The organism is Rhizobium grahamii, assembly GCF_009498215.1.
In the GTDB taxonomy this organism is placed as follows: Bacteria; Pseudomonadota; Alphaproteobacteria; order Rhizobiales; family Rhizobiaceae; genus Rhizobium; species Rhizobium grahamii_A.
On sequence record NZ_CP043499.1, the window covers coordinates 1,161,196 to 1,185,000 of the forward strand.

A 23,805-nucleotide genomic window follows, 5' to 3' on the forward strand; every position below is an offset into this window, starting at 1 on the left:
CTAGTTGCGCTCCTCCCGTAACCGAGCGCACGGTTACGTTTTCAGACCAACGCTCTTTCTGGCATTCGACATGTACTTGAGGTGATGACCAGAACCTGCGGGAAGCCAGCCCACTTCCCGCGCCCTGGGAGGGTCCTTGACGCTCAGACGAGCAGAAGCTTCTTCAGTACCGAAAACACCTCCTTGTAAGGCAGTTGGGATGCGCCAGCGATTGCGAATGGGATCAGCGCCGCAGCGGCGACCGGCAGCAATGTCCTGCGGTTGACGAGCATGGACGACAGCTTGCGCGTCTGTTCGTACTGCTTGCTGAGATCGACCGGGTCGATCGATTGCTCGGCTTCCGCGACATCCGGCGCCACCACATTCTCACCGATCGCCTTCCGCTCGGAGGCGCGCTGCAGAGTTGTTGCCCGCGCCGACAGGGTCAACAGCGTTCGGTCTTTCATCTGCGCAAGCGGTTTCGAGAAGGCAGAAAGCGGATAAGCAAAGAACGCTAGGACGAGCAGCAGCCACGCAGCCATAATGGTCGTGAGCGTTGCAACAGAAAGATCGCCCTGCATTTGATGCTTGGCGACCGCGGCTGCCATCCCGCAACTCACACCAAAAACGAAAAGGACATAGGCATTCGGATATTCTCCCACGAAAGCAAGCCCGCCCTTGCCATCCGGATGCGTCGACACCAGCCTCAAGTCGAGGCGCGCAATGTTCCGTAGCAGTTGAGCCCATACGAGATGCCGCCACACACCGCGAGCAAACAGGAAGATGAAGAGCGGAATGCTGATGAAGACGCTCCACCAGCCAGCAAGGGTCAGATGAGGAACGTCTCCAGTCACGGTGACTGCCCAGCTTGTTGAGGGAGCTTGCCTGAAGGTCGCGAAGGCCAGCAACACGGAGACGATCGCGAGCGCAAGACACGCGGCTTCAGCTACAAATGAATCGCGGCGTTTAAGGGACTTGTCCACCGCGACGATCACCGATCCATGCAAAGAAGGCGGAATCAAAGGCGCACGGAGAAATTGGCCTAGCTTGCGACGCAAACCCGATTCAACCGCCTGCTCGGCTGCCAGAAAAGCGGCGATGCCAATGAAGAAACGCGCCCATGGGCCGGGATCAGTGAGATATGCCCGCAACGTTGGGGTCTGCCAGGCCAATGTCGGGAGCGTCAGAAGAAGCGGAACCACCCACGCTGCGGCCACGAACATAAGGATGCGGCGGCTCGTATGAAGGTTTCGTTCGTGAACGATATTGAGCCGCCGCTGAATCTCAAAGAACGGACCGCCATGCGAGGCAAGGAATTCCAGCCGATCCTCCCGGTGGCTTGCGCTGCCTGATAGCTCTGACGCAAGCTTTGCCTTCATCATCGTCAGTCCTCTGTCACCGACCAACGGTCCCCCGGATTGAACTGCTTCATCGCTCGCGCGATCTTGTCGGTATCCGCTCCGAGATCGGCTTGGTAGACAATGCCATTGCGGTTGACGACGAAGGTGTTGACGCCCGTCTCGCCGTACTTCACTGGCCAGGCGACCAGGGCAAAGCCCGCGATCATGTTGCCGTTGATCACGTAGTCAAAGGGACCGCCGGCGATATTGCCGCCCTGTCGGGTCAGCACCTTGTAGCGGTAACCGAAATATCCGTCGTTCTTTGACTTGTCGAATTGAACGTAGTCGAGATAGGGCGCCGCGGGGCTCTCGCCGAGGCCGTCGCTCTCGGGCCAGTAAAGACCGTCGGCTCGGCCGGGGCTGCTCACGAGCTTCTGCGCATACTCGAGCACCCCGTCCCCGTCGTGATCGGCGGTCGCGTATTGCTGCTGGGCATCTACATAACCGCGCACGGTTTCGATTGTCTGGATTTCGTTTTCGCCAATGCGGCGGTTGATGATCTCCTCGATACCGACCACCGGATCGAAGGCGAATTTGCCATTCTCAGCCTTTACGATCGGGAATGGGAACGGCCACATGACCTCGCCGACATCGACGATGCTCTGGCCGTTCTTCTCCTCGAGAGCGATACGCTTTCCGATGCCATCCTTGATCGCCGCCAGCGTTTCGGTCACCCCATCGGTCGCCTTGAGGTGTGCTGCATCGACGCCGAGAATGGACGCCAGCTTGTCGAGATCCGAGGCGTTGACGGCCTCCTTGAACGCGGCCAGTGCTGCGTCGGCGCTATCGTATTCGGTCGGCAACTGCTTCGACACGAGGTCGACAAGGTTCTTCTCGGCGGCAAACGTGCCCGTGGCCGACAACAGGACCGACAACGCTAGCGCAGCAATCAAACGAAATCCAATGCGAGGGTTATGGGCGCTCATGGCAATAACTCCGTTCGGTTCGATTAGCGTCGACGTCCGCCATGGGGAACACGGGCATGACCGCCGCCACCGCGACCACCACCGCTGAAGTGGGCTCCCCCGCCACCTCTGCCTCCGCCGCTGAAGTGCCCACCGCCTCCACCTCGATGCCCCGCGAACTCCGGACGGCTGGCATGGTGTCCACCACCCATGGCACCACCGCCACGGCGTGAGTGCAGGTTGGCGGCGCTTCGCGAGCGGACCTCACCGAGGCCGGACGGGCGGTGCGGGCGAGCATCGAGCTTGTCGGCCATAGCGTGATGTCCGATGTCGCGGCCGCCGCGATCACCTATCTCTCCTCGCCGGTCGCCAGCGGGGCGATTGGCAACCCGGTCGCGCAGATCGGCACCGCCGCCGGCGATCTTGTTGGCTCTGACGTCCTTGATGGCGGACGGCGTTATCCTGGCATGGCCAGCCCCGGCCGCTTTCGCCTTGACGGACTTGGCCTTCGTGCGGATATCGTTGTTGCCGCCCGCTTCCAACCTGTTGCGGATGTTGGTCTTGTCGATGTTGGCGAACTGATTGTGATCGAACTTGATCTTGCTGCGATCGACGTTCTTCCAATCGACATCGTTGAAGTTGACCTTGTCGTTACGATCGAACCTGTTGAAGCAGTGGTCGCAATCGATGTCGATATCATTGCCGTCGAAGCGACCGCCCCAGACCCCCCATCGGTCCCAATCGACCACGGCCCCAAAAATCGCACCGGTCACGAAGCCTGCGAAATACGTCGCTGTGGGATAGTAGTAGTTTGGATAGGGATCGGGGTAGTAGCCGATCGGGGCTGCAGCATATGCGTCGTCATAGAGCATCTGCGGTTCATACTGCGGCACGTAGATCTTCTCGGGATTGGCCGCCTGGATGACCACATTGTCGTTCTGCTGAACGACTTTCACCTTGTCGTCCGTCTTGATGATGCCGTCAGCCACCGCCTTGTCGCGCAGTGTCTGGATGGCAATAAGGAGATCCTTTTGCTGGTCGGCAACCGCATCGCCAAGCTGCTGCGTCCAGTCGAGGTCGTCGCCCATCATCTTCACGACGTCTGGATAATTCAGGAGCGAAACGACGCTGCCATCCCAGTCGTCCTTGGGCTTCAGCGCGGCGTTTCCTTTGACCTGCTCCAAAAATCGGGACGCTTCGACGATCTGCAACGGATAGAGCGAGGCAGAGGTTATGAGGGCGACGAGTTCGTCCGGGTAAAGGGCAATCCGCGCGACCAGAACCTGCATGTCCTCGTCGCTCAGCCCATCAGTAGCAGAGGCTGGCGCGGACGTCGGTGTAGGCACGGTCGACGCGGACGGAGAAGTTTGCTCCTGAGAGTGAAGTGCGCCGCTGCCGACAGTTAGAAACGTCGAAGCGAGCACCAGGATTGCCCAGCGTTTGGGGTCACCGAGAGAACACAACGCCATCGACAAGTCTCCTTCGCACGTGAAGCCGCACCCGCTGAAAGCGTTCGGCTGGAGAATGGGATCGAAGGGACAAGCGAACAGAAAAATTGCCGCGCGGTAAGTACGTTACCGTAAAACGCGATGTAACAAATGTACGGTACCGCTGGAGTCAGTCAGAGAAAACTTGGGCGTGAACTGCTGAATTCACTTCGGGAAGAGGAATGTAATTCCGGCGCGAACGCCCCAGCCTTGCGGACCGCTATCCGGTGAGTCAGCCCAATAGCGGGCACCGACCTGGAAGCTGACGGGCTGCTTGTCGAAAGTTACAAGCTTGGAGACCGAGAAATTGATCGGGACACTCCACTGATTGCTTTCCCAATCGTAGGTGCTTTCAGTGTTCAGCGCGAAGGTCCAGGCGTCTTGCGTGGTATAGGAAATGAACGGCTGGAGGAACGTCGAACTTATGTCCGAACGACCTCCGTCACCGGCCACGGACCAGATATGATTGGCGAGCGCGCCATAGGTCCAAGGGCCATCTTGCTTGAGGATGACCCCTGTCGGCCCCAACCCCAGCTTTTCGCCGCCGAGCAATGGCTCGGTCGCCGTGGGAATCAAGATAGCAGGACCTGCACCCCAGATGATGCCGCCGGGTGCGGGCTCTTTGGGCGAGAAGAAGAAGCTCTGAAGCGTATCGCCGAGGCCGAATTGCGTCCCGCTGTCTCCAGCGATATCGTCCTGCCACGTGACCGGTACGATCGTTCGGGAGATAACATTCCAGTCGTCGTTGAGCTCGAACGGGATGACAGGCTGGATATTCAGAACCGCCTTGTGACCGTCGGCTGGACCGTACCCACTATCGTAGTTGAACTGGAACGGGACGCTGATCAGCGACGCGATGGGATTTGAGAGCTTCTTGGCAAGATCTGCGTCCTGAGCCGAAGCCAGTGGCGCGAATGAAAGGATGCTCAGCGATACGAAGACATGCAACCGTGTCATCATCTACGCACTCCGACTTGGTTTCAGAACCGAATATGGACCCCGAGTATCGGACCGTGCTGGATCACGTCGTAGGTGAAGCCGTCGTGGTTGTAGTCCACACCCTGCGCACGATAGCCGGCCACTGCGGAGACCTTTTCATTGATCTTGTAGCCAATTGCAGCAAGAGCATCCCAGTCGAGATCGGCCCCGCCCCCGCCAATCATGGCCCAGCCGGTCACGAAGACACGATCGGTGAACGAGTGGCTACCCTTGAAGCCGATCAGGCCATCGACCCAGTTGGCATCGTCGGATTGCGAGAGGTTCCCGATGAGCCCGCCGCTAAGGCCGATGCGGGTCTCGACATGCCAGAACCGCGCGCCACCGAGAATGTCGAAACGGGTCTGCTGATCTTCGTAAAGCGTGTATGCGCCGCCGACCATGGCGGTGAAGGTGACGGACTTGAGGCTGACTTCGTCAGCGATCACACCACGTGGCGTTGCCGAGTCCGTCGTCACCCTCGCATAGCTGATGTCGGTGAAAACGCTGTACCTGTCATAGCGGGCGTCGCCCGCCGCCATGAAGGCGAAGTCGAGATCGGATAGAATGTCGCTGAAATTTTCGCTGACATCCACAGTCGGCAGTCCGAACACCTGGGTCTTGCCGTCGAGCCCGGCCGCCCAGAAGTAAGGCGAGAAGGAGAAGGACCAACCATTCGTACTTTGCGGCACGGGCTGAGGAGTGGACGCTGGAAGGATGTCAGCGGCGAATGCAGAAGAGGAAATGGCAAGTGCAGTGACAATGCCGGCTGCGTACCCAGTCTTACTAAACATCAGCTTTCCCCCGAAGGCTGCGGCATGAATGGACTTCACGTCAACCTGAGCTTGCGCCTGTTCGAACGGGAAGGAAAGCGATCGCCAATGGACGGATGCAGTTTGCACTCTGATGTTGCATTGGCGCTACTGGTGCTCGGCTGGCCGGAAGATCATCGATGCCCGGCTGCAGGCTGGGCCGACCCGGAGAAACCCTGCCGTGTCCAGTCGTAAACGCGGACGTCCGTCCGGAAGGCACCAAGCCTGGCCGTGGCAAGATCGAGGATATCGATGACGATCGCCGTCCAGATCAGGGTCAACAAAAGGACGAGGAACCGGACCGGCGGCCCCTTGAGTCCGAACTGATAGCCGAGCGATGCCATTGCCAGCACGATCACACCGAGGAGGAGCCAGAATATCTGCGACGGCAAGCGGGTCTCCATCGCGAACCGCTCGGAGGTACTGGCATCAAAGGTTTCGTTGACGGCGCTCATCAGTGCAGCAGCGATCGGGTCAGGTCTCTCGCGCACGATGGCTGTCACTCGGTTCCAGATCTCCCGCTGAAGTCGCGAAGTCTCCTGGTTTGTGCGCTCGATCGCTTCATCGTCACGCTCGGCACGGACAAAGCCTTCCCGGGCTTCAAGATAGCGCTCAAGCAGGTCTGCGACCTCCGACGCTTCGCGGGAGCCGACGGCCTGCGCCCGTAGCCATGCGGTACCGATCGCATTGGCTTCGACCAGCGTATCCTGCCGGCGCTCGTTGAACCGCGTGCTTGAGTATGAAAGCGTGAGCGCCAGAACAAACGCCAAAAGGCCGAGCATTCCTCCGACGACGACGCCGACGTTTTCCGGCTGCGCTTTGCTCCGGATTCGTGCTTGCCTACCGACGCTGTAGCCGATCTCGTACGCCGCCAACTGGATAACCAACAAGAGAAGCCCTGCGGCAATTACGCTGACCTTGGCTATTGCTATGAAAACACTCATTACGTGCCCAGCCCAACTTAAAAGAGTCGAAATTATCTATGGAAGCGTCACGTAATCTCCCCTGACTGGAGAGCCGTTTCCACGGCTTGAACGGTACCAAGATCGGCAAAAATCGGAAGTACGATACAGTAACGCGGTTCGTTACAACGCTGTGCTCTTAGAGCGTTCGGCTTTTGCGTCGCAATTGAAGGGGTATCGCGAAGGCGTAACAGGGTTACTGCAGCAGAGTTTACCGTAACGTACTTCAAAAGATCATTTCTTAGCGCATCCTCACCAGAGCGTTTGGTCGGAAACCGAAAGTTGATCCGATGGGCGACAAGGGAACAGCAAAGAACGGCTCAAAGGAAGCGCAGCGAGGGCTATGGCGGCTGATGCTCAAGCTACCCGCAATTCGCGGTCGGCTCCAAGTCATAGCGGCAACGTCCAGCCGCCTGAATGGCGCATTCGAAGCATACGAGGAGGCTTGCGTAGCTTTGGAACGCTTCAAGAGAGAACGAGACCGAGATAGCTGTCCGCTGGTCGAAGAGTACGAAGCTCTTTGTACGGAGATCGAAAGCGACGTGCTCGCCGCCGTTCTGGATGAGAGGTAAACCCATTACGCTGTTATTTATGGTTTCATTAGAAAATCGACTTGCAACCTTATAATTCCAGCACAGATTTCAGCTTGGACTGCCGCTTCACCGGGGGACGACCATGGGTGCTGAGATTGACGATAGGCGGCAGGATGTAGACTGCGCCGAGGCAAAGGAGGCGCTGGGGCGACTTCTTGCGGATAAACGATTCAAAACCGCCGAACGCCAGAAAGCCATCCTTTCTTACCTTGTGGAGCGGCGCTTCGATCATGAAGACGTCAAGGCCTATGTCATCGCGGTCGACGTCCTGGGGCGCCCGAGCAGTTTTGACTCGGCGATCGACCCAATCGTCCGCATCGAGATCAGTCGTCTGAGATCGTCGCTAGAGTCCTTCTACGCCGCATTCGGCGACGACCACGACATCTGGATCAACATCAAAAAGGGAAAATACCTTGCCTGCTTCACGCGCAGAGCCGATCGCTTTGCGGAAAGCGAGGATGTCCAAAACGAAGCCGATAGTTCGACCAACACGAGGACGGCTACGCAGGACGCTGCTCCCGGTAAGCTGCGGTGGAAGATGGTGGCGCTATACGCGATCGCCTCGGCCCTGCTCTTGGCCATCTGTATCCACAGCTACGCAAGCGCGATCACCATCTCTCAAAAGCCGACCGTATACGTCTCCGCAGAGGCCGCCAATCCGCTAAACGCGGGAGAGGCAAGCCAGATGCGTGACGGCCTGTTGACCGCGTTGACTCAATTTCAGACGCTGACAGTCGCTCAGCCAGCTTACAAATCTGCCCGGACAAGGAAGGGCGATCGACAATACTCCATACAACTCAAATACTACGGGGACGCGGATGATCGCAGCGTGTTGTGGCAGGTGATCGAAACTGCTTCCGGGCAGTTACTTACGTCCGGGCTCGAAAAGGTCGAAACCTCAGGCAAGAGCCCTGCTACCGTGCGTGATGAGATTGTCGCCGTGCTCGCCAAGCGCATTGGCTCCAGCCGAGGCGTGATCAACTCCATCGAGCTGAAAACAGATCCCGGTTCCCTTGGCAACGGATGCGTCATCCAAGCGGAATATGCGCTCGACGTCCATGGCGATCTCGATACGGCTGTGGACTGCCTTCAGCGTACCGTGCAACGCCTTCCTGGAGATGCCGACGCCAAAGCGGTTCTTGCACGCGTCCTGCTTGCGCCCGCGGGACGGACTACAGCGCCGGACATTGCCAACCATGCGCTCGATCTTGCCCAGGATGCAGTCGCCAGAGCGCCCCTTTCCGATCGCGCTCACATTGCGTTGATGGCGGCTCAAGCTGCCAAGGGTCGGCTGGAAGCTGCAATCGAAGCCGGCAACAGGGCAATTACGCTTAACCCCAACAATCCGGATGCGTCGGCTGCCTTGGGAGCCCTTCTGTACTCGGCCGGTTACAGGTCAGCGGGATTGTCGATGGCAAAAGATGCAAGCAAGGATACCGACGCCGTTCCGCGCTGCGCTATGATCGTGCTGGCACTGGACGCTTTTCGTGATGCGCGCTACTCCGAAGCTCTCCTTTGGACCGAGCAGGTGAACGGTAGCAGCCCGCTAACGAAAGTTATCCGTGCGGCTACGCTTGGGGAGCTGGATTCGGCTCAGGCGAGTAACAGTCTCAGCGATGGGGACGTCAACTCGACGTTTTTCAAGAAGACAGTGGATGCGGCCGGTCTTCAGCCCGAGGTGGTGTCCATGCTGGAGCGGGGCTTGACCAAAGCAGGAGCGGATTTTGGGCCGGTGAGGAGTATTTCGCGCTAATCAAAGGCGTGATGGGGAGCTCGAACATCCGGCCTGAAACGCCGACATAGCTGACGCCGCTGGTTACTCAGTTTGTCCACGTTCTTCTATTAATAGGCCAACCAACTCAAATATTTCAATTTCTTCAGTACGACCCTTGGCACGAGCGCGTCCCAGGTCTCGAAACTCGAACACTCCACGGGCCGCTTCTCTGACTGCACCACTTGCAAGAATGGATGTTCCGTATTCCTTGTTCATTCCTTCGAGCCGGGACCCCACGTTGACTGTGTCACCCATGGCTGTGTACTGACGTCTTGTGTTTGCCCCCACACTTCCGACAACCGCCTGTCCGGTATGAACACCGAACCGCGTTGCGAGCTCGGGTCGACCCGATTGCACATTGACGGCATTCATCTCGTCGACCGCCGCCTTCATAGCCAGAACACACCGGCAGGCTTTTGTCACATGATGCTCGTCGCGCGTCGGTGCGTTCCACATGCCGAAAATGGAATCCCCCAGATACTGGACTATCGTTCCGTCATGCTGTTCCACGATTTCGTTGAGAAGCTCGAAATATCCCGACAACAATTCAACAACGTGCTCCGGCGAGTGGAGTTCGGAAATGGTCGTGAAGTCCTTGATGTCGGTGAAAAGTACCGTAATTTCCTGGCGGCTTGCCAATCCGACGGCTGACTGTCCCGAAGAGACGATCCTTCGGACCAATTCCCGCGGCACGTAGAGAGAGAATGTCGCGATCGTGCTGCGCGCCATCTCGAGAGCACGTCCAAGGACGTTTATCTCCGCAATCCAGGAATGTGGCAGCCGTCGCTCCTCAAAGCGCAGATCGCCAATGCGGCGAGCCTCGTCCGCCAGGAAGAAGAGGGAATTGCTGATCAGCCTCGCCATCACGATCGCGGCAACAATACCAGCGGCCACGAAAGCGGCGGCTGTCAGAAGGTTCCTGAACAGGAGCCTATCCGTGGGCCCGACGAGATCGTTAAGCGGTGCTGCGATGACAACCGTATTGCCTTTCAGCAGGCCGGAGAATTCGACGGGAGAAAACTGCGCAACATAGTGAGTTCCATCGACCGCGAAAGGTACGATGCCCGCCTCTTCTTCACGGCCGCTGCGTGCCTGCAGCAGATGGCGTATAGGCGCAACTGCAGGATCGGCCGCCTCCAAGGCGGACGCACCTTCGGGATTTCCTCGCGATAATGTTTCCAGAATGCTTGCCATGACCGACTGGTCCGAGTGGACGATAAGGCGTCCATTACTGTCGAACATGTAGCCTCGCGCGTGCTCGGAGATGGCTTCCCTGTTGAGCAGGTGGCTTACCGTCTCAAGCATGACGTCGACGCCGGCAACGGTCCGTGGATCCTTGCTCATCGGCACAGCCAACGTAAGGCTCAATGATTTCGTCGTTGCCGTGACATATGGGCCGACGGAAACTTGTCCGTTTGTTCGAACTGCGTCGCGGTACCATGCCCGCGTCCGAGGGTCATAAGTATCGTTGCGTTCCTCGCGCATCGCAATTTGAGCACCATTTTTCCCAAGGAATCGCCACATCGACGACGTCTGCGCTCCGGATCTGGCGATTGTTCGGATCGCGAACTCGGTCTCATCAGGCGCGAACAGGACTTCGCCACTTCGGATTGACGTTCACGTTGACGGCTTGGATGAAGCTGCCGTCGGGATAGCCGGCATAGACATCGTCTATGTAATCGGCGCTCTGCAGCACCTTGAGAAGATAGTCCCGCTTCGCATCAAAATCCTGGGGCGGCGGCGTTAACATTTGGGGCAGGACAGACGCTGTCTCAACTGCCGAATACCCATCGCCGAAAACGCTTCGATAGTTCTCGACGACCCGAATTCCAAGCTGGCGCATCTGCGTCTCGCCCGCGGCCAAGGCAGTTGATCGCCCTTGGACATATGCCATCCACATCAGCGGTGCCGAGATGCAGACCAGCAATCCGACAATGACAACACTCAAGTGGACCCTGAGCGGCCTCGACCAGTCGAAGGCGCTTTTGTTCGCGACGGAGCCCGCTTCGTGCTGATGGTGGTTTGACGTTCTTTTCTCGATGTCGGCCTGCGTCATCTGGCACAAAGGTCTCTTGCTGAGGAACGCTTGAATCGTAAGCCTTCGAAACGAAGAAAGAAAAGTACGTTACGGTAACGAGCCTCGATCCTGGCTGCGGTGGACGCGGCGACGATCCTGGAGAAACGGTCCGGGGCGGCGGCACGTCACGATCATCTTGAACAGCTTCGTGCCGGCGAACTGGGCACGGAGCAGAAACAAAAAAGCTCCTCGACGCTTACGCGGAGGAGCTTTCAATCAAGCGCCTTGAATGGCAAACTGTATCAGTTTTTGTTTGGGGAGATTGGTTGCGGGGGCCTGATGGCACGGAGACTTTCAAACTCGATACCGCATTGGTGGCCTTCCAATTCGGAATACCCAGCCGCTACGGTACGAACCGCCGTCGGCCAATGCGAACTTGCGCAGCGATTCAAAACGTGACGACCCTGATATGGGCGAATATCGCTTTCAGGTCGCGGTTCAATTGCCGGTCATAGGCATGAAGCGCGGGAATGAGAGGTTTTGCAGCCGGCCTGACACGGATGGTAATGCCCTCTCCTCCGCGATCGACGATGAGAAACCCATACTGCTGCGCCGCGATCGCAATTTGTTTTCCGGCCTTGGTGCTCAATTTCAGATCGCCCAGTTTGACACCGGCCGGCAAAGCAAGTCTCGTGCCCATCGGCAAGCTGCCCGAGTAAGGCGCGGGATTGGTGAGCGCGTCACGATCGAAGGCATAGGCGGGATAGGTGAATTTCGGCGCCAGCAAGTTCGGCGGGACGGTAATGGACATCGTGTGCCGGATGCCCGAAGCGATCTCGCTATCGAGGATGGCTCCGCCATAGCTTGGTAACATCGACGCCGTTTGGCCACGCTGCCATCCATCTCCGGACCCATTCGGATCGGTGATTTCATATGACAAAGCGACGATGGTGCGATCCGATAGAACGATCGTGCCGTAGGTTTCGAGAACGTCACCAGACGGCTGGCGTATCGCCATGTGGCCATCAGCACCAGCAGCTGGCGCAAAACTCGAGGCGGGTACATAGACCTTCGCACCGGCCGCCATCGCCGCCGCGACCCGATTGTACGATGCCGGTGTTGCCCAACTAAACGCAGATGTCGAAGAGAAAACATTGCCATGATCTGGAAAGGCGTCAGAAGACGTCGCGAGGATAGCAGCTTCTACCGCAGGCGTATTGCCTGAACGGCGCCACGTTCCCGCATGGACAGCTGTCCAGGCCCCCGGATTATAGAGAATCCGTACCTGCGGATCCCCGGCTTCAGCCGTATAGAAGGGCACCACCCAATTTCCATCAGGATCCCACGTGTCAAGGCCCACAGCTAGACCTTCGGCCACATCAACCGACCCGACGGTCGCTGTCGGTGGCACCTTGAGATTCCACGAAGAACCCACGCTGAACAAAGTCTCCGCATGCGTGCCCGTCGCGACGCCAAGGAGAAGTGCAACCGCCGCGCCGCGGAGCCGCCCCCGCGCGCTGCTGACAGAGCCCAAGACCTGACAGAGCTTGCTGTATCGGCGAATTGACATTGGTTTTGCAGTCTCCATCTGGAACAGCCCTGCGGAATTCTATCGCCGGTTCAGCTTATCAATTCGGGTTATCGATGCTCAGACTTTTGCAGCCGAGCTGCAGAGCCACCAAGTAGATTTCCAGTTACTATAGATCGCTCGACGAAGCACGAAAGACACTGCCGCTTCGCGACCATAGATCACCTGTCCCCTGATCGAATCAATTACCGGACATGCCGCAAGCCGCGATAAGCGGGTGCTTGAAACGACACCTGCAGAAGAACTTAAGTACAAAACAGATTTCTAGCGCAATATATTTCTGCCTATACATCGAAATTCCGAGTTGCCGCACCTCCTAGCGACACGCCGATCGCTTCCAAAATAGCTGAAACATAAGATAAATCGGTTCAAAAATTAAGCATATAATGGTTATCTCGAGCTTAATTCTCGGATGTATATTGCACCACCTTTAGTACCAATTTATTATTTTCTCAAAACATATAAACATTTATAAGTTTCGACCCCTAAAACGAGAACGTATACTTTAAGGTTTGCATCGGAGAAAAATACACCTTTTGCGTTTCTCTTTATCTTTTTCTTTTTTCACAGGCAGAAACGATAGAAAAGAAGCAGAGGGAAATACCGCCGTGAAGCACAATGGACACACAAGTATAGAAATTTCTATACTTAAATCGTCAGGATTTGTCGAATGAACTACATCGACCCATCGACGAACCTGGATGCCCACCGCTCTGGTAAAATTGCCCGATTGCAGACTTGGAAGTTCCCGCTTCAATACATTGTTGGGGCGGCTCTCGCGTTTGCCCTGATTCTGGCGCTGATGGTGGCCGCCCTCCAGGTGACGCCGCCCAAGTTTCAGGCAAGCGCCAATCTTCTTGTCCTCTTGTCAGACGATTATGTCGCCCGGCCGGCAGCGGGTAGCGCGGTTGCGCCGACAAGGCCGACGATGGACCGCGATGCCTACATGATGGCGGAAGGCGATATCCTCGGCAGCGACACCGTGATTGATCAGGCCATATCGAGCATTGGTCCTGACATTCTGTATCCCGCGTCAACGGGCCTGTCCGCCAAGATAAAATCAGCCGTTCGCTATGTCGGTGACCTCATCTCCGGGGTCAAGCAGAACGACCGCTCCAATATCCAGGCGACGATAGCGCGCGCGCGCCGGGCCGTGCTGAAATCGCTGCGCATTGATTCCGGACGCAGCGGCAGCGTAATCAACGTCACCTACGAAAATACGGACCGGAACCTCGCAGCAACCTTCGTTTCGACACTCATCGATGCTTATTTCGCACGTCGCGCAACACTTTTTGCCGATCCGCAAACCGCTGTCCTCACGCAGCAGGTAAAAACCAAGAGCGACGAATTGCAGATCGCCAAGGCTGGGCTGGCCGATTTCCGGCAGCGCTATGCAATCTCCGACTTTAATTTGCAGCGGGAGTTACTGCTGAAACGCCTCGCGGATCTGAGCCACGATCTTCGCGCAACAGAAGTAGGCGCAAGTGAAACCCAGGCGCGGCGTAAAACGGTGCTCGATCAACTCGCCGCACTGCCCACCGATCCTGCCAGGCGCGCAACCGGCGCCGAGGCTGGCATACCGCTAGGCGGCCTTGTCGAGGCCTTGCAAAAGGAAATCAACGAACTTGAACAGGAACTGAGCGCGAACGCCGCTCGGCAGGTCGGCTTGAAAGCCCGGATTGCCGCGATGGCGTCCGACCTGCGGACGTTGAACGAGCAGGAAGGCACACTCCACGATCTCACGCTGCGCCGAGACGTGCTGGAGCGCCAATATGCCCAGGGCTTGGAGACGCTGAGCGAGCGGAAAGCTACCGAAGCCATTGAACAGGCACGGCTCTCGAATGTGCGGCTGATAGACGCGCCGGAGCCACCGCAGCGGCCGACGAGCCAAAGAATGCTCATCGTGGCGACCGGGCTCTTGCTGGCATTCTTCTCGATGGGCGCCATTCTGGCTCTTGGCTGGCTTCGCCGCCCGGGAAGTCAAAGACTTCGCTGGTTTGCCTGAGGTCCGGGGAGCTCGACATGAAGATTGCGATGATCGGCTCGAGAGGTCTCGGAACCTCATATGGTGGGATCGAACGCGTGCTCGATGCGGTTTGCCCGGAGCTAGTGGCACTCGGGCACGATGTCGACGTATTCGCGGCAACATCGGCGACGGACAGCAATCTCCGGGGCCTAAAGGTGGTCAAGGTCCCGAGTATCGCCGGCAAGCATACGGAGACCATTTCGCGAAGCATCTTATCCCTCGCCTTAGCTCTCGGCCAATACGACATCATCCACTTTCACGCCATCGGACCCGGTATCCTGTCGGCGGCGACACGCCTGTTCAGGCAGCCGACTGTCGTGACGATCCATGGTCTCGACCAACGTCGAGACAAATGGGGGCCGATCGCAAAGTCCTGTCTGTCGATGGCGGAGAACACCATCGTCCGCTGCGCAGATCGCATTACCGTCGTCTCGGAAGAACTTCGCAGATACTTCGTCGAACGGCACGATGTTCGAACCTCGTTCATCCCGAATGGCCTGCCGGTGGTGACCCCAGTGCCGCCAGGTCCACTCCTGAAGGCTTTGGGTCTCGCTGGCCGCCGATACGTCTTCTTCGCCAGCCGACTGACACCCGAGAAGGGGTGCCACGATCTTATCGAGGCGCATAAGCGCGTGAGCGAAGACGCGACGCTTGTTATCGCCGGCAAGGCACTTCAGCCTGATTACGAAGCCAATCTGGCAACGCTCGCCGGTCCCAATGTCCTTTTCGTTGGTCACCGCAGCGGCGCAGATCTGCAGGAACTGTACAGCAATGCCACACTGTTCGTTCTCCCCTCCTATCTCGAAGGAATGTCGATGGCCCTGCTGGAAGCAATGGCCTACGATATCCCGACAATTGTCAGCGACATTCCCGAGAATATCCGTGTGGTCGGAAACGCGGCCATACGCTTCCAAGCACGCGATGTGTCCGGTCTTGCGGGCGCTCTGGCCGAGGCACTGGCGCGTCCCCTCGACGCGGCTCCCGTCACGCCCGAATGGCCAACCTGGTCAAAAGTCGCGCGGAGCTACAGCGATGTCTACGATCGGGTCATGGCGCGACCATTGCCAGCACCGGGGCAGCTTTACGAAAGGAAGCTGCGTTGAGAGCGCCCTCTGCCCTCCATAAGCTTTGCGAGCGCATCCTCGGGGGCGACGTGTCCTCATTGATGAATGTCAGTTCGCGGCTACTGCAGAACGCCAATGGATTTCTGCTAACTGCCATCGTCGCACATCGTTACGGTCTCGACGCCGTGGGAACGTTGACGCTTGCCGCGGTTCCGATCACCCTGGTGGCTCTTGGCGGAACATTTGGCCTGCATTTCAGATTTGCGCAGATCAACGAGGCGAAACCGATCCTCAATTCCCTTGGGTTGATCTCCGCGGCGGTCTCGTTTCCTGCCATTCTGGCGCTTTCGGTGGCGTTCGGGATGGCTGCGGGCCACAGTCAGGAAGAGCAGTTCCAGATCGGCGTTGTCGCGCTCTCATCGATATTCTTTTCACAGTCCAATGTGACGAATGCGCTTCAGATCCTGCAAAACAAGGTGGCGCAAAGCATCATTCCGCCAAGCCTGAATACCATCGGGCTTCTGGCTGGTGCCTTTTCTCACGATTTCAGCGTCTTTTGCGTTTGCCTCCTCGTTTTCAGATTGCTCGGCATCGCGATCGCCTATGCGCTTCTGCCCCACGATTTCCGCGCGATCCGACAGGCTCCCGCGCAATTGCGCGCCGGTATGCGCTATCTTTTCGCCGACGCCGTTTTGGTGCTCAGTGACAACCTGCTCATTCTGCTTTGTTCGAGCATTCTCGGGCGAAGCGAGCTCGGCGTCCTCGGCATCTGTCGGCAGTTGATGACGGCAAGCGACACACCGGGATGGGCAAGCCTGCAGTCCGTGTACCCAAAACTTGTCACGGGGAGTGACGCATATTTTCGCGGTGTCGCCCGCTCGATGCTGCTCCTTAGCACGGTGCTTGGCATCGTCGTAACGATCGTGGCCGTTCCGGCCGGAATGACTGTATTCAAGACGCCGCATCTATGGTTCTACACGGCGATCTTGATGGCATCCGCACCGGCGCGTTATTTCGTCGTAAGCGCCGAAACCTACCTGAAAGCCAAGGGCCGCATCAAATTCGCCAACCGCCTAAGCAGCATCCGTGCGGCTGCGGGCTTTGCCACCATTGGGGCAGTAACGGCAGTCGGCGGACTTACCGGCCACGTCGTGGCGTTTACCTGCTTCTTCATCGTCTTCGCGTTCATTGAGTTTGCGCTGGTGATCGGCAGCGGCGGCACGCGTGCCGCAATACTGAAAGCTAGAGAGGCGACATGACGGTTCCAGTCGCTCAATCTCGGCCGATCTTTCCAAGGCTAGCAGCCGATCAACGTCTTTACGCGGGAATGCTGCGCTACACCGTGGTTTTCTGGAGCGTAGGCCTCCTCACGCTTGTGCAGGCAATCGTGATCGCCATTCTTGCCTTTACACGGGCGCCGGCGGGTCAGTTGGCGCGTATGGTCGCGATAAGCTGGATTTCGATCGGCGTCCTGCAATTCGTGGCATCCATCCTCGCGGGCGTTTGGCGCGAACAGGCTGGTCAAGGGATCATGCAACTCGCGAGCTTCGGTGTGCTTGGATGGATCATGGGCGGCCTGGCCATTTGGGCTGGCGCAGCGCACGGACTTTCCGGTCAGCCGGTCGTGCGGGCCGTCTCGATACTTGGCGGTGTCATCATCGTTCTGGCGATGATTGGCGCTGTCGGTGTGTCCCTTGGCCTGCCGCGGCTGGTCCTTCCATACACGCTGCCGATGCTGATTGCGCCTAACAGCATTTCGGCACAGCTTTACGGATCGTTGGCGATCTACATCCCCGAGGAAACCTTCGGCGAGCAAGTGACCCGCTTGATCTTGTTCTACCCATACACTACCGCGCTGGGTCTAGGCGGAATTGGCATCACGTTGATCAGCGTGTTGGAGAAGGATATGCGCTTCCGTCTGCTCGGCATGACCGGCGGGCTAATCGCTGTCGTGTTCAGCTGGAGCCGCTTGTCGCTCGGCGCGCTGCTTCTTTGTGCTCTGGGCTGGATATGGCTGAGGGCCACGTTTAAGCTGCGACTCCTGTTCGTCTTCCTTGCACTCTTTGTTCTGTTCGCGATCAGCATCGTCGGCTTCGATTGGCCGGCGGCTCTGATGTCGATCCAGGATAGGATCGACGGAGTGCGCGCCGGATCGAGCTTGGCCCGGCATCTAATCTACGAAAAGAGCTGGGAAGGTTTTCTCCAATCGCCGATCTTCGGGAATGGCTGGATCGGACCGTCGGTGCATCCGAAAGAGATCCTGCCGATCGGCAGCCATTCCACGGTTTACGGGCTGCTCTACACGGGCGGAGTGATGACTTTCGCGGCGTTTGTCGTCGCAATCACGCTGACGCTCGCCAGCGGCGTCGTTCGCCTGCTATCCGAAAAGAGCGGCCGGAGTGACGAGGTTATCGTCATGCTGCTTCTGTCGCTGACGCTACTCTTCTTCTGCAAGTACGAGTCGCTTTTCAGCATCACTTTGCCCTGCTCGTACATCTTCACATTCATCGGCGGAGCTCTGGAGCCGCAACGACCGATGCGATCCTCAGCCGATGATGCCGACCGGTTTAAGCGTACAAGGAAGTTATCATGAGCACGGAGCACCCGCGTCTCAGCATTGTGATCCCGGCTTACAACGTCGCCGATTTCATCGTGCCCGCAGTCCAGTCGGCGCTGGACCAGACTTTCCGCAACCTCGAGGTGATTGTTGTTGACGATGGTTCGACCGATGCCACGCCGGCAAGGCTTGCCGATCTCGCGGCGAAGCGCAGGGATGCTAGGCTAAGGATCGTGCGCCAGGACAATGGTGGGTTGTCTGCGGCCCGAAACACCGGTATCCGCGAGGCGCGCGGAGAGTATATCGGCTTCCTCGACGGCGACGATCTCTGGTGCGAGGATAAGGCCGCAGCACATATCGCCTTGATGGACAGCGACCCCGCCATAGGCATCAGCTTCTCCGCGTCGGAGCTTCTCGAGGAGGACGGCCGCCGAACCGGCAATGTCCAGTCTCCCGACATCACGAAACCGTCGCTACACCAGATGATCCTCCGCAACCATGTGGGAAACGGCTCGACCCCCGTCGTTCGGAGAACCTGTTTCGAAGTCGCCGGCGATTTTCGCGAGGATCTTCGTAGCTGTGAAGACTACGAGATCTGGTGCAGGATACTCTGGTTGACTGACGCGACCGCTGTCGGTCTTTCCGCCCCACTGACATTCTACAGAATGCGGAAGTCGAGCCTGTCCTTCGATGTCGATCGCTTCGTGAAGCAAATCGACGCGGCACTGGACATCATTCAGTCCTCCATGCGGGAAGTTCCCCCTGGCCTGATTTCACGCGCCCGGGCGGAACACTACAGAATTGCTGCCAGGAAGGCCGCTCTTGCCGGCATGACTGACAAGGCGCGTGATCTTCTGAAACGGGTATTCCGGCTGCGACCGGCAATCTTCCTGACGGATCGCCGCGCGATGGCGACGTTAGCCTCGCTTTTCGTCCCCGAACGAGGACTTCGCACGGTGGAACACGTCGTCGCTTCGTTCCGCGCAAGGGGAACCTGAGCTGCGACGAGAGCGCGCCATAGTCTGAAAGGGTAGACAGGAAGATCGGAGGTCCTCTTCTGAGGTTGCCCTTCGCTGAGCTCTAATCAGTCGTACAGGTAGTACCTGCGCCAGTCAGCACGGGGCGACCTTGCTGCCAATGACGCAATCGAATGCTGTCACGTCGAGCACGCCGCCGCTGGTCGAGCAACGGTACTTGAGCCGATACCACTCTCCCTTGCTTCGAAACACTGCTCCCGGTGCCTTGATGAAATTGGGCTCCACGACCGGATCATGAAAGGTGTAGGCGATTATCTTGTCGGGGTTAAACCGCTTCTCTCGCGATGCGATCTGCGCCATCGCTTCCATATCGCATCGCTGTTCCTGTCGTTCGTCTGCGGTGAGTTGATTGAGCTGCCGCACTTCTTTTGAGTCTAGCTCCGCCTAGCCTCGCTCGAGTGATAGGTCGCGATGTCAGCGACCAGCTACGAGGATAGGTGGCTCACGATTGCTCTCGACTGAAACGCGAGAACTGTTGCCACCCGTGCGCACGAACATAAGTGGCAACTGGTTCGTTCGTATTTAGCGCCTAGAATTAGAGCAAGTGGACTGGAAACGCCGGACTTTCGTGCGCCGTCCCCGCCCTCTCGACTATTTCTGGATGCAGGTGTCGACGGTATCCTTCGTGCACTCGTCGAGCCCGGTGAAAACAGGGTCTTCGACTGCCTTCCCCGCAATCAGATCCATCATCACCGATGGCGCCTTGTAGCCCATTTCGAACGGCCTCTGCCCGACAAGTGCGGTGACAAGGCCTTCCCTGGCGATCGCGACTTCATCACCGATCGTGTCGGCCGCACCGATCACGAACTCGTTCTTGGCGATCTTGTCGGCCATCGGCTTGAAGAGATCGCGATAGGGCTGTGGCGCACCAAACAGCGGCCAACCGCCCATAATGCCGAAAGCATCGAGATCCTTGTTGGCCGCGAGAATGTCAGTCATGGCCTGAACGCCCTTGGCACCGTCGTCATTGGTGAAGACCGGGCAACCGGCAACTTCCGTCCACCCGCCCTCGCCTTTAAGCTCCGTCAGGCCTTTCTGACCGGTCAGTGTGTCGCGCATCCCTTGAGCACGACGCAAAATGTTGTCGGCGCCAGGGTTGCCCTCGATCGTGCATATCTTGCCGCCCTTCGGCTTCGCTTTCTTGATGTACTCGCCGATGCGCGCGCCCATCAGATAGTTGTCGGTGCCGAGATAGGTCTTGCGCAGTGCCGAGTCTTCTGCCGCAAGGTCGGCGTCGAGCGTCATGACAGGGACCTTCGGGCTTGCCGTCTTGAGCGTCTGAGCGATCAGCTTGGCATTCGAGGGAGAAATGGCGATCGCCGCCGTTTCCGCCTTGCCCAGCATGTCCTGAACGATTTGCGCTTCGCCGGCTTCATCGGAAGTCGATGCCGGACCTGTGTAGAAGCACTCGAATTCGGAGTCCGGATTCTCCTTGTTCCACTTCTGGCAACCCTGATTGATTGCCTCGAAGAACGGGTTGTCGAGACCTTTCACGACGATGACCAATTGTTTCTTGGCCGCCAGCGATCTCATCCAGACCGTCGTGATCGGTAAGACCCCGGGCCATCAGCCGGCCAGTCTGCAGGTGCACGGCTCGATCGCCAACATCACGGCCTCGATGGAGGTTCTGGACCTGATGGAGCAGCAGTTCATCACCGCCGCCCAGAATGATCTGATGGCCCGGATTGCCTCAGGCGAGATCGACACGGAGCAGAAACAAAAAAAGCTCCTCGACGCCTACGCGGAGGAGCTTCGGTGCAAATACCCCGAGTGGGCGAATTTGCAAGTTTTGTTGGTTGCGGGGGCAGGATTTGAACCTGCGGCCTTCAGGTTATGAGCCTGACGAGCTACCGGGCTGCTCCACCCCGCGTCCAGCGTAAATCCCTTTGGGATTTATCGCGGCTACGTCGTCGCTTTAGCGATGACGGACTGTGCCGGAGCAAATCCCTTTGGGATTTGTCTCCTGTAAGGGACGCACGAGCAGATACGATGCGCATCCCATTATTTCCGGGCCCATTATAGCAGAAAGGCCGCTAACGCGGCCGTTTTGTTTCGGCTGGGCCGAAGATTTCGATCAGAGAAGATTTGTTGTTGCGCTTGGCAGACCTGGCAGCGACCGACTCTCCCGCGTCTTAAGACGAAGTACCATAGGCGCTGGGGCGTTTCACGGCCGTGTTCGGAATGGGAACGGGTGCAGCCGCCCCGCCATAACCACCAGGTCAGCGAAGCGCAACAAATTGAGAAGCTGGTGAGGGCAGAGCCCTCTTCTTAGTCTTTGAACACGTCTTTCTCTTACCCGTCTGTTCGGATGCTTTTGGCACCCATACAGGCCAGAGGCCGTCGCACCTTTTGGTGCGGGCCGTCCGCAGCGCATCAGCGCGTCAGGACAAGAGAGATGGCTCATCTTCGATGAGCATTGATCAATGAGAACGATCAAGCCAATCGAGCTATTAGTACCGGTAAGCTTCACACATTGCTGCGCTTCCACACCCGGCCTATCAACGTGGTCGTCTTCCACGGCTCTGATAGGGAATACTCGTTTTCAGGTTGGTTTCCCGCTTAGATGCCTTCAGCGGTTATCCATTCCATATGTAGCTACCCTGCTATGCCCTTGGCAGGACAACAGGTCCACCAGAGATATGTCCATCCCGGTCCTCTCGTACTAGGGACAGATCCTGTCAATATTCCTACACCCACGGCAGATAGGGACCGAACTGTCTCACGACGTTCTGAACCCAGCTCACGTACCGCTTTAATTGGCGAACAGCCAAACCCTTGGGACCTGCTCCAGCCCCAGGATGCGATGAGCCGACATCGAGGTGCCAAACAACCCCGTCGATATGGACTCTTGGGGGTCATCAGCCTGTTATCCCCGGCGTACCTTTTATCCGTTGAGCGATGGCCCTTCCACACGGGACCACCGGATCACTATGACCGACTTTCGTCTCTGCTCGACTTGTCAGTCTCGCAGTCAGGCGGGCTTATGCCATTGCACTCGACGACCGATTTCCGACCGGTCTGAGCCCACCATCGCGCGCCTCCGTTACTCTTTCGGAGGCGACCGCCCCAGTCAAACTACCCACCATACACTGTCCCGGATCCGGATAACGGACCGCGGTTAGACATCCATGACGATAAGGGTGGTATTTCAAGGATGGCTCCACGGAAACTGGCGTCCCCGCTTCAAAGCCTACCACCTATCCTACACATGCCGACACGAATGCCAGTGTAAAGCTATAGTAAAGGTGCACGGGGTCTTTCCGTCTGACCGCAGGAACCCCGCATCTTCACGGGGAATTCAATTTCACTGAGTCTATGTTGGAGACAGCGGGGAAGTCGTTACGCCATTCGTGCAGGTCGGAACTTACCCGACAAGGAATTTCGCTACCTTAGGACCGTTATAGTTACGGCCGCCGTTTACTGGGGCTTCGATTCAAAGCTTGCACCTCTCCTCTTAACCTTCCAGCACCGGGCAGGCGTCAGACCCTATACGTCGTCTTGCGACTTCGCAGAGCCCTGTGTTTTTGATAAACAGTCGCTACCCCCTGGTCTGTGCCACCCCATCATACTTGCGTAAAATGGGGTCACGCTTCTTCCGAAGTTACGCGTGCAATTTGCCGAGTTCCTTCAACATAGTTCTCTCAAGCGCCTTGGTATACTCTACCTGACCACCTGTGTCGGTTTCGGGTACGGTCTATACGGTGGAGCTATTTCCTGGAACCGCGTCCCTGCAAGATCAATCCAATAAGACCTTACAAGTTGAGCAATCCGTCACTACCACCAGGCCCACGAATATTAACGTGGTTCCCATCGACTACGCGTGTCCGCCTCGTCTTAGGGGCCGGCTAACCCTGCTCAGATTAACTTTAAGCAGGAACCCTTGGTCTTTCGGCGAGAGGGTCTCTCACCCTCTTTATCGTTACTCATGTCAACATTCGCACTTCCGATACCTCCAGGATGTCTCACGACTGTCCCTTCACAGGCTTACGGAACGCTCCGCTACCACGTGCACAAGTGCACATCCTCAGCTTCGGTGCATGGCTTCAGCCCCGTTACATTTTCGGCGCAAAGACCCTTATTTAGACCAGTGAGCTGTTACGCTTTCTTTAAATGATGGCTGCTTCTAAGCCAACATCCTGGTTGTTTTGGGATCCTCACATCCTTTCCCACTTAGCCATGACTTGGGGACCTTAGCTGGAGGTTAGGGTTGTTGCCCTTTTCACGACGGACGTTAGCACCCGCCGTGTGTCTGCCGAGTAGTACTCCCGGGTATTCGGAGTTTGGTTAGGATCAGTAAGACGGTGAGTCCCCATAGCCCATCCAGTGCTCTACCCCCCGGGGTATTCGCTCGACGCTCTACCTAAATAGATTTCGCGGAGAACCAGCTATTTCCGAGTTTGATTGGCCTTTCACCCCTAGCCACAAGTCATCCCAATCTATTGCAACAGATGCGGGTTCGGTCCTCCAGTTGGTGTTACCCAACCTTCAACCTGCTCATGGCTAGATCACTCGGTTTCGGGTCTAATGCAACAAACTAAATCGCCCTATTCAGACTCGCTTTCGCTTCGCCTACACCTACCGGCTTAAGCTTGCTTGTTACACTAAGTCGTTGACCCATTATACAAAAGG

The 23,805-nt window shown here is 57.5% G+C and carries 18 protein-coding genes, 1 tRNA gene and 2 rRNA genes (1 of these 21 only partly in view); 7 read left to right on the forward strand and 14 right to left on the reverse strand.

What is annotated here, in order from left to right:
- Nucleotides 1–143: 143 nt before the first annotated feature.
- The 6 genes from FZ934_RS24230 to FZ934_RS24255 all read right to left on the reverse strand — a co-directional run bounded on the left by FZ934_RS24230 (nucleotide 144) and on the right by FZ934_RS24255 (nucleotide 6,502).
- Nucleotides 144–1,361 (reverse strand): hypothetical protein, encoded by a 1,218-nt coding sequence (locus FZ934_RS24230; protein WP_153273374.1) that lies wholly within the window; start codon nucleotides 1,359–1,361, stop codon nucleotides 144–146.
- Nucleotides 1,362–1,363: 2 nt separating this feature from the next.
- Nucleotides 1,364–2,305 (reverse strand): DUF2950 family protein, encoded by a 942-nt coding sequence (locus FZ934_RS24235; protein WP_153273375.1) that lies wholly within the window; start codon nucleotides 2,303–2,305, stop codon nucleotides 1,364–1,366.
- A gap of 23 nt (nucleotides 2,306–2,328) precedes the next feature.
- Nucleotides 2,329–3,753 (reverse strand): DUF3300 domain-containing protein, encoded by a 1,425-nt coding sequence (locus FZ934_RS24240; RefSeq protein WP_153273376.1) that lies wholly within the window; start codon nucleotides 3,751–3,753, stop codon nucleotides 2,329–2,331.
- Between the two features lie 183 nt (nucleotides 3,754–3,936).
- Entirely contained in the window at nucleotides 3,937–4,731 is a 795-nt protein-coding gene (locus FZ934_RS24245; protein ID WP_432443627.1) for a transporter, read from the reverse strand.
- 20 nt (nucleotides 4,732–4,751) lie between these two features.
- Nucleotides 4,752–5,540 carry a hypothetical protein gene (locus FZ934_RS24250; RefSeq protein WP_246737930.1) on the reverse strand — a complete coding sequence of 263 codons (789 nt, stop codon included), beginning with the start codon at nucleotides 5,538–5,540 and terminating at the stop codon, nucleotides 4,752–4,754.
- 152 nt (nucleotides 5,541–5,692) lie between these two features.
- Nucleotides 5,693–6,502, reverse strand: coding sequence for a hypothetical protein (locus FZ934_RS24255; protein WP_153273377.1), 810 nt, complete (start codon nucleotides 6,500–6,502; stop codon nucleotides 5,693–5,695).
- A gap of 308 nt (nucleotides 6,503–6,810) precedes the next feature.
- Here FZ934_RS24255 and FZ934_RS24260 point away from each other — a divergent pair, with 308 nt between their 5' ends.
- Together FZ934_RS24260 and FZ934_RS24265 are read left to right on the forward strand one after the other, a co-directional pair.
- Nucleotides 6,811–7,092: a hypothetical protein gene (locus tag FZ934_RS24260; RefSeq protein ID WP_153273378.1), complete on the forward strand. Its 282-nt coding sequence runs from the start codon at nucleotides 6,811–6,813 to the stop codon at nucleotides 7,090–7,092.
- A gap of 103 nt (nucleotides 7,093–7,195) precedes the next feature.
- A complete protein-coding gene (locus tag FZ934_RS24265; RefSeq protein WP_153273379.1) occupies nucleotides 7,196–8,866 on the forward strand; it encodes a tetratricopeptide repeat protein in 1,671 nt (556 codons plus the stop codon).
- 63 nt (nucleotides 8,867–8,929) lie between these two features.
- Here FZ934_RS24265 and FZ934_RS24270 read toward each other — a convergent pair whose 3' ends face one another.
- From FZ934_RS24270 to FZ934_RS24275, 3 genes are all read right to left on the reverse strand, one after another.
- Complete coding sequence (locus tag FZ934_RS24270) at nucleotides 8,930–10,411, reverse strand: adenylate/guanylate cyclase domain-containing protein (RefSeq protein ID WP_348649098.1); 1,482 nt, start codon at nucleotides 10,409–10,411, stop codon at nucleotides 8,930–8,932.
- A 55-nt stretch (nucleotides 10,412–10,466) separates the two neighbouring features.
- Entirely contained in the window at nucleotides 10,467–10,943 is a 477-nt protein-coding gene (locus FZ934_RS28590) for a hypothetical protein (RefSeq protein WP_348649099.1), read from the reverse strand.
- 409 nt (nucleotides 10,944–11,352) lie between these two features.
- Nucleotides 11,353–12,474: a hypothetical protein gene (locus FZ934_RS24275; RefSeq protein WP_153273380.1), complete on the reverse strand. Its 1,122-nt coding sequence runs from the start codon at nucleotides 12,472–12,474 to the stop codon at nucleotides 11,353–11,355.
- Nucleotides 12,475–13,162: 688 nt separating this feature from the next.
- Here FZ934_RS24275 and FZ934_RS24280 point away from each other — a divergent pair.
- From FZ934_RS24280 to FZ934_RS24300, 5 genes are read left to right on the forward strand one after another with little or no spacing between them, the layout of a single operon-like run.
- Nucleotides 13,163–14,497, forward strand: coding sequence for a hypothetical protein (locus tag FZ934_RS24280; RefSeq protein WP_153273381.1), 1,335 nt, complete (start codon nucleotides 13,163–13,165; stop codon nucleotides 14,495–14,497).
- A gap of 17 nt (nucleotides 14,498–14,514) precedes the next feature.
- Nucleotides 14,515–15,621 carry a glycosyltransferase family 4 protein gene (locus tag FZ934_RS24285; protein WP_153273382.1) on the forward strand — a complete coding sequence of 369 codons (1,107 nt, stop codon included), beginning with the start codon at nucleotides 14,515–14,517 and terminating at the stop codon, nucleotides 15,619–15,621.
- Complete coding sequence (locus FZ934_RS24290; RefSeq protein WP_153273383.1) at nucleotides 15,618–16,841, forward strand: hypothetical protein; 1,224 nt, start codon at nucleotides 15,618–15,620, stop codon at nucleotides 16,839–16,841. Before FZ934_RS24285 ends, FZ934_RS24290 begins: the two co-directional genes overlap by 4 nt.
- Complete coding sequence (locus tag FZ934_RS24295; protein ID WP_153273384.1) at nucleotides 16,838–18,175, forward strand: O-antigen ligase family protein; 1,338 nt, start codon at nucleotides 16,838–16,840, stop codon at nucleotides 18,173–18,175. Before FZ934_RS24290 ends, FZ934_RS24295 begins: the two co-directional genes overlap by 4 nt.
- A complete protein-coding gene (locus FZ934_RS24300; protein WP_153273385.1) occupies nucleotides 18,172–19,137 on the forward strand; it encodes a glycosyltransferase family 2 protein in 966 nt (321 codons plus the stop codon). The genes FZ934_RS24295 and FZ934_RS24300 overlap by 4 nt, the downstream gene beginning before the upstream one ends.
- A gap of 114 nt (nucleotides 19,138–19,251) precedes the next feature.
- Here the strand turns inward: FZ934_RS24300 and FZ934_RS24305 are convergent, their stop codons facing one another.
- The 5 genes from FZ934_RS24305 to FZ934_RS24325 form a co-directional block, all read right to left on the reverse strand.
- A complete protein-coding gene (locus FZ934_RS24305; RefSeq protein WP_246737931.1) occupies nucleotides 19,252–19,476 on the reverse strand; it encodes a DUF930 domain-containing protein in 225 nt (74 codons plus the stop codon).
- Nucleotides 19,477–19,767: 291 nt separating this feature from the next.
- On the reverse strand, nucleotides 19,768–20,709 hold the full coding sequence (locus FZ934_RS24310) for a substrate-binding domain-containing protein (protein WP_153273386.1): 942 nt from the start codon (nucleotides 20,707–20,709) through the stop codon (nucleotides 19,768–19,770).
- 260 nt (nucleotides 20,710–20,969) lie between these two features.
- Nucleotides 20,970–21,046, reverse strand: a tRNA-Met gene (locus tag FZ934_RS24315).
- Nucleotides 21,047–21,280: 234 nt separating this feature from the next.
- Nucleotides 21,281–21,395: ribosomal RNA gene (rrf, locus tag FZ934_RS24320) — 5S ribosomal RNA — on the reverse strand.
- 210 nt (nucleotides 21,396–21,605) lie between these two features.
- Nucleotides 21,606–23,805, reverse strand: a 23S ribosomal RNA gene (locus FZ934_RS24325); it runs 601 nt beyond the window's last position.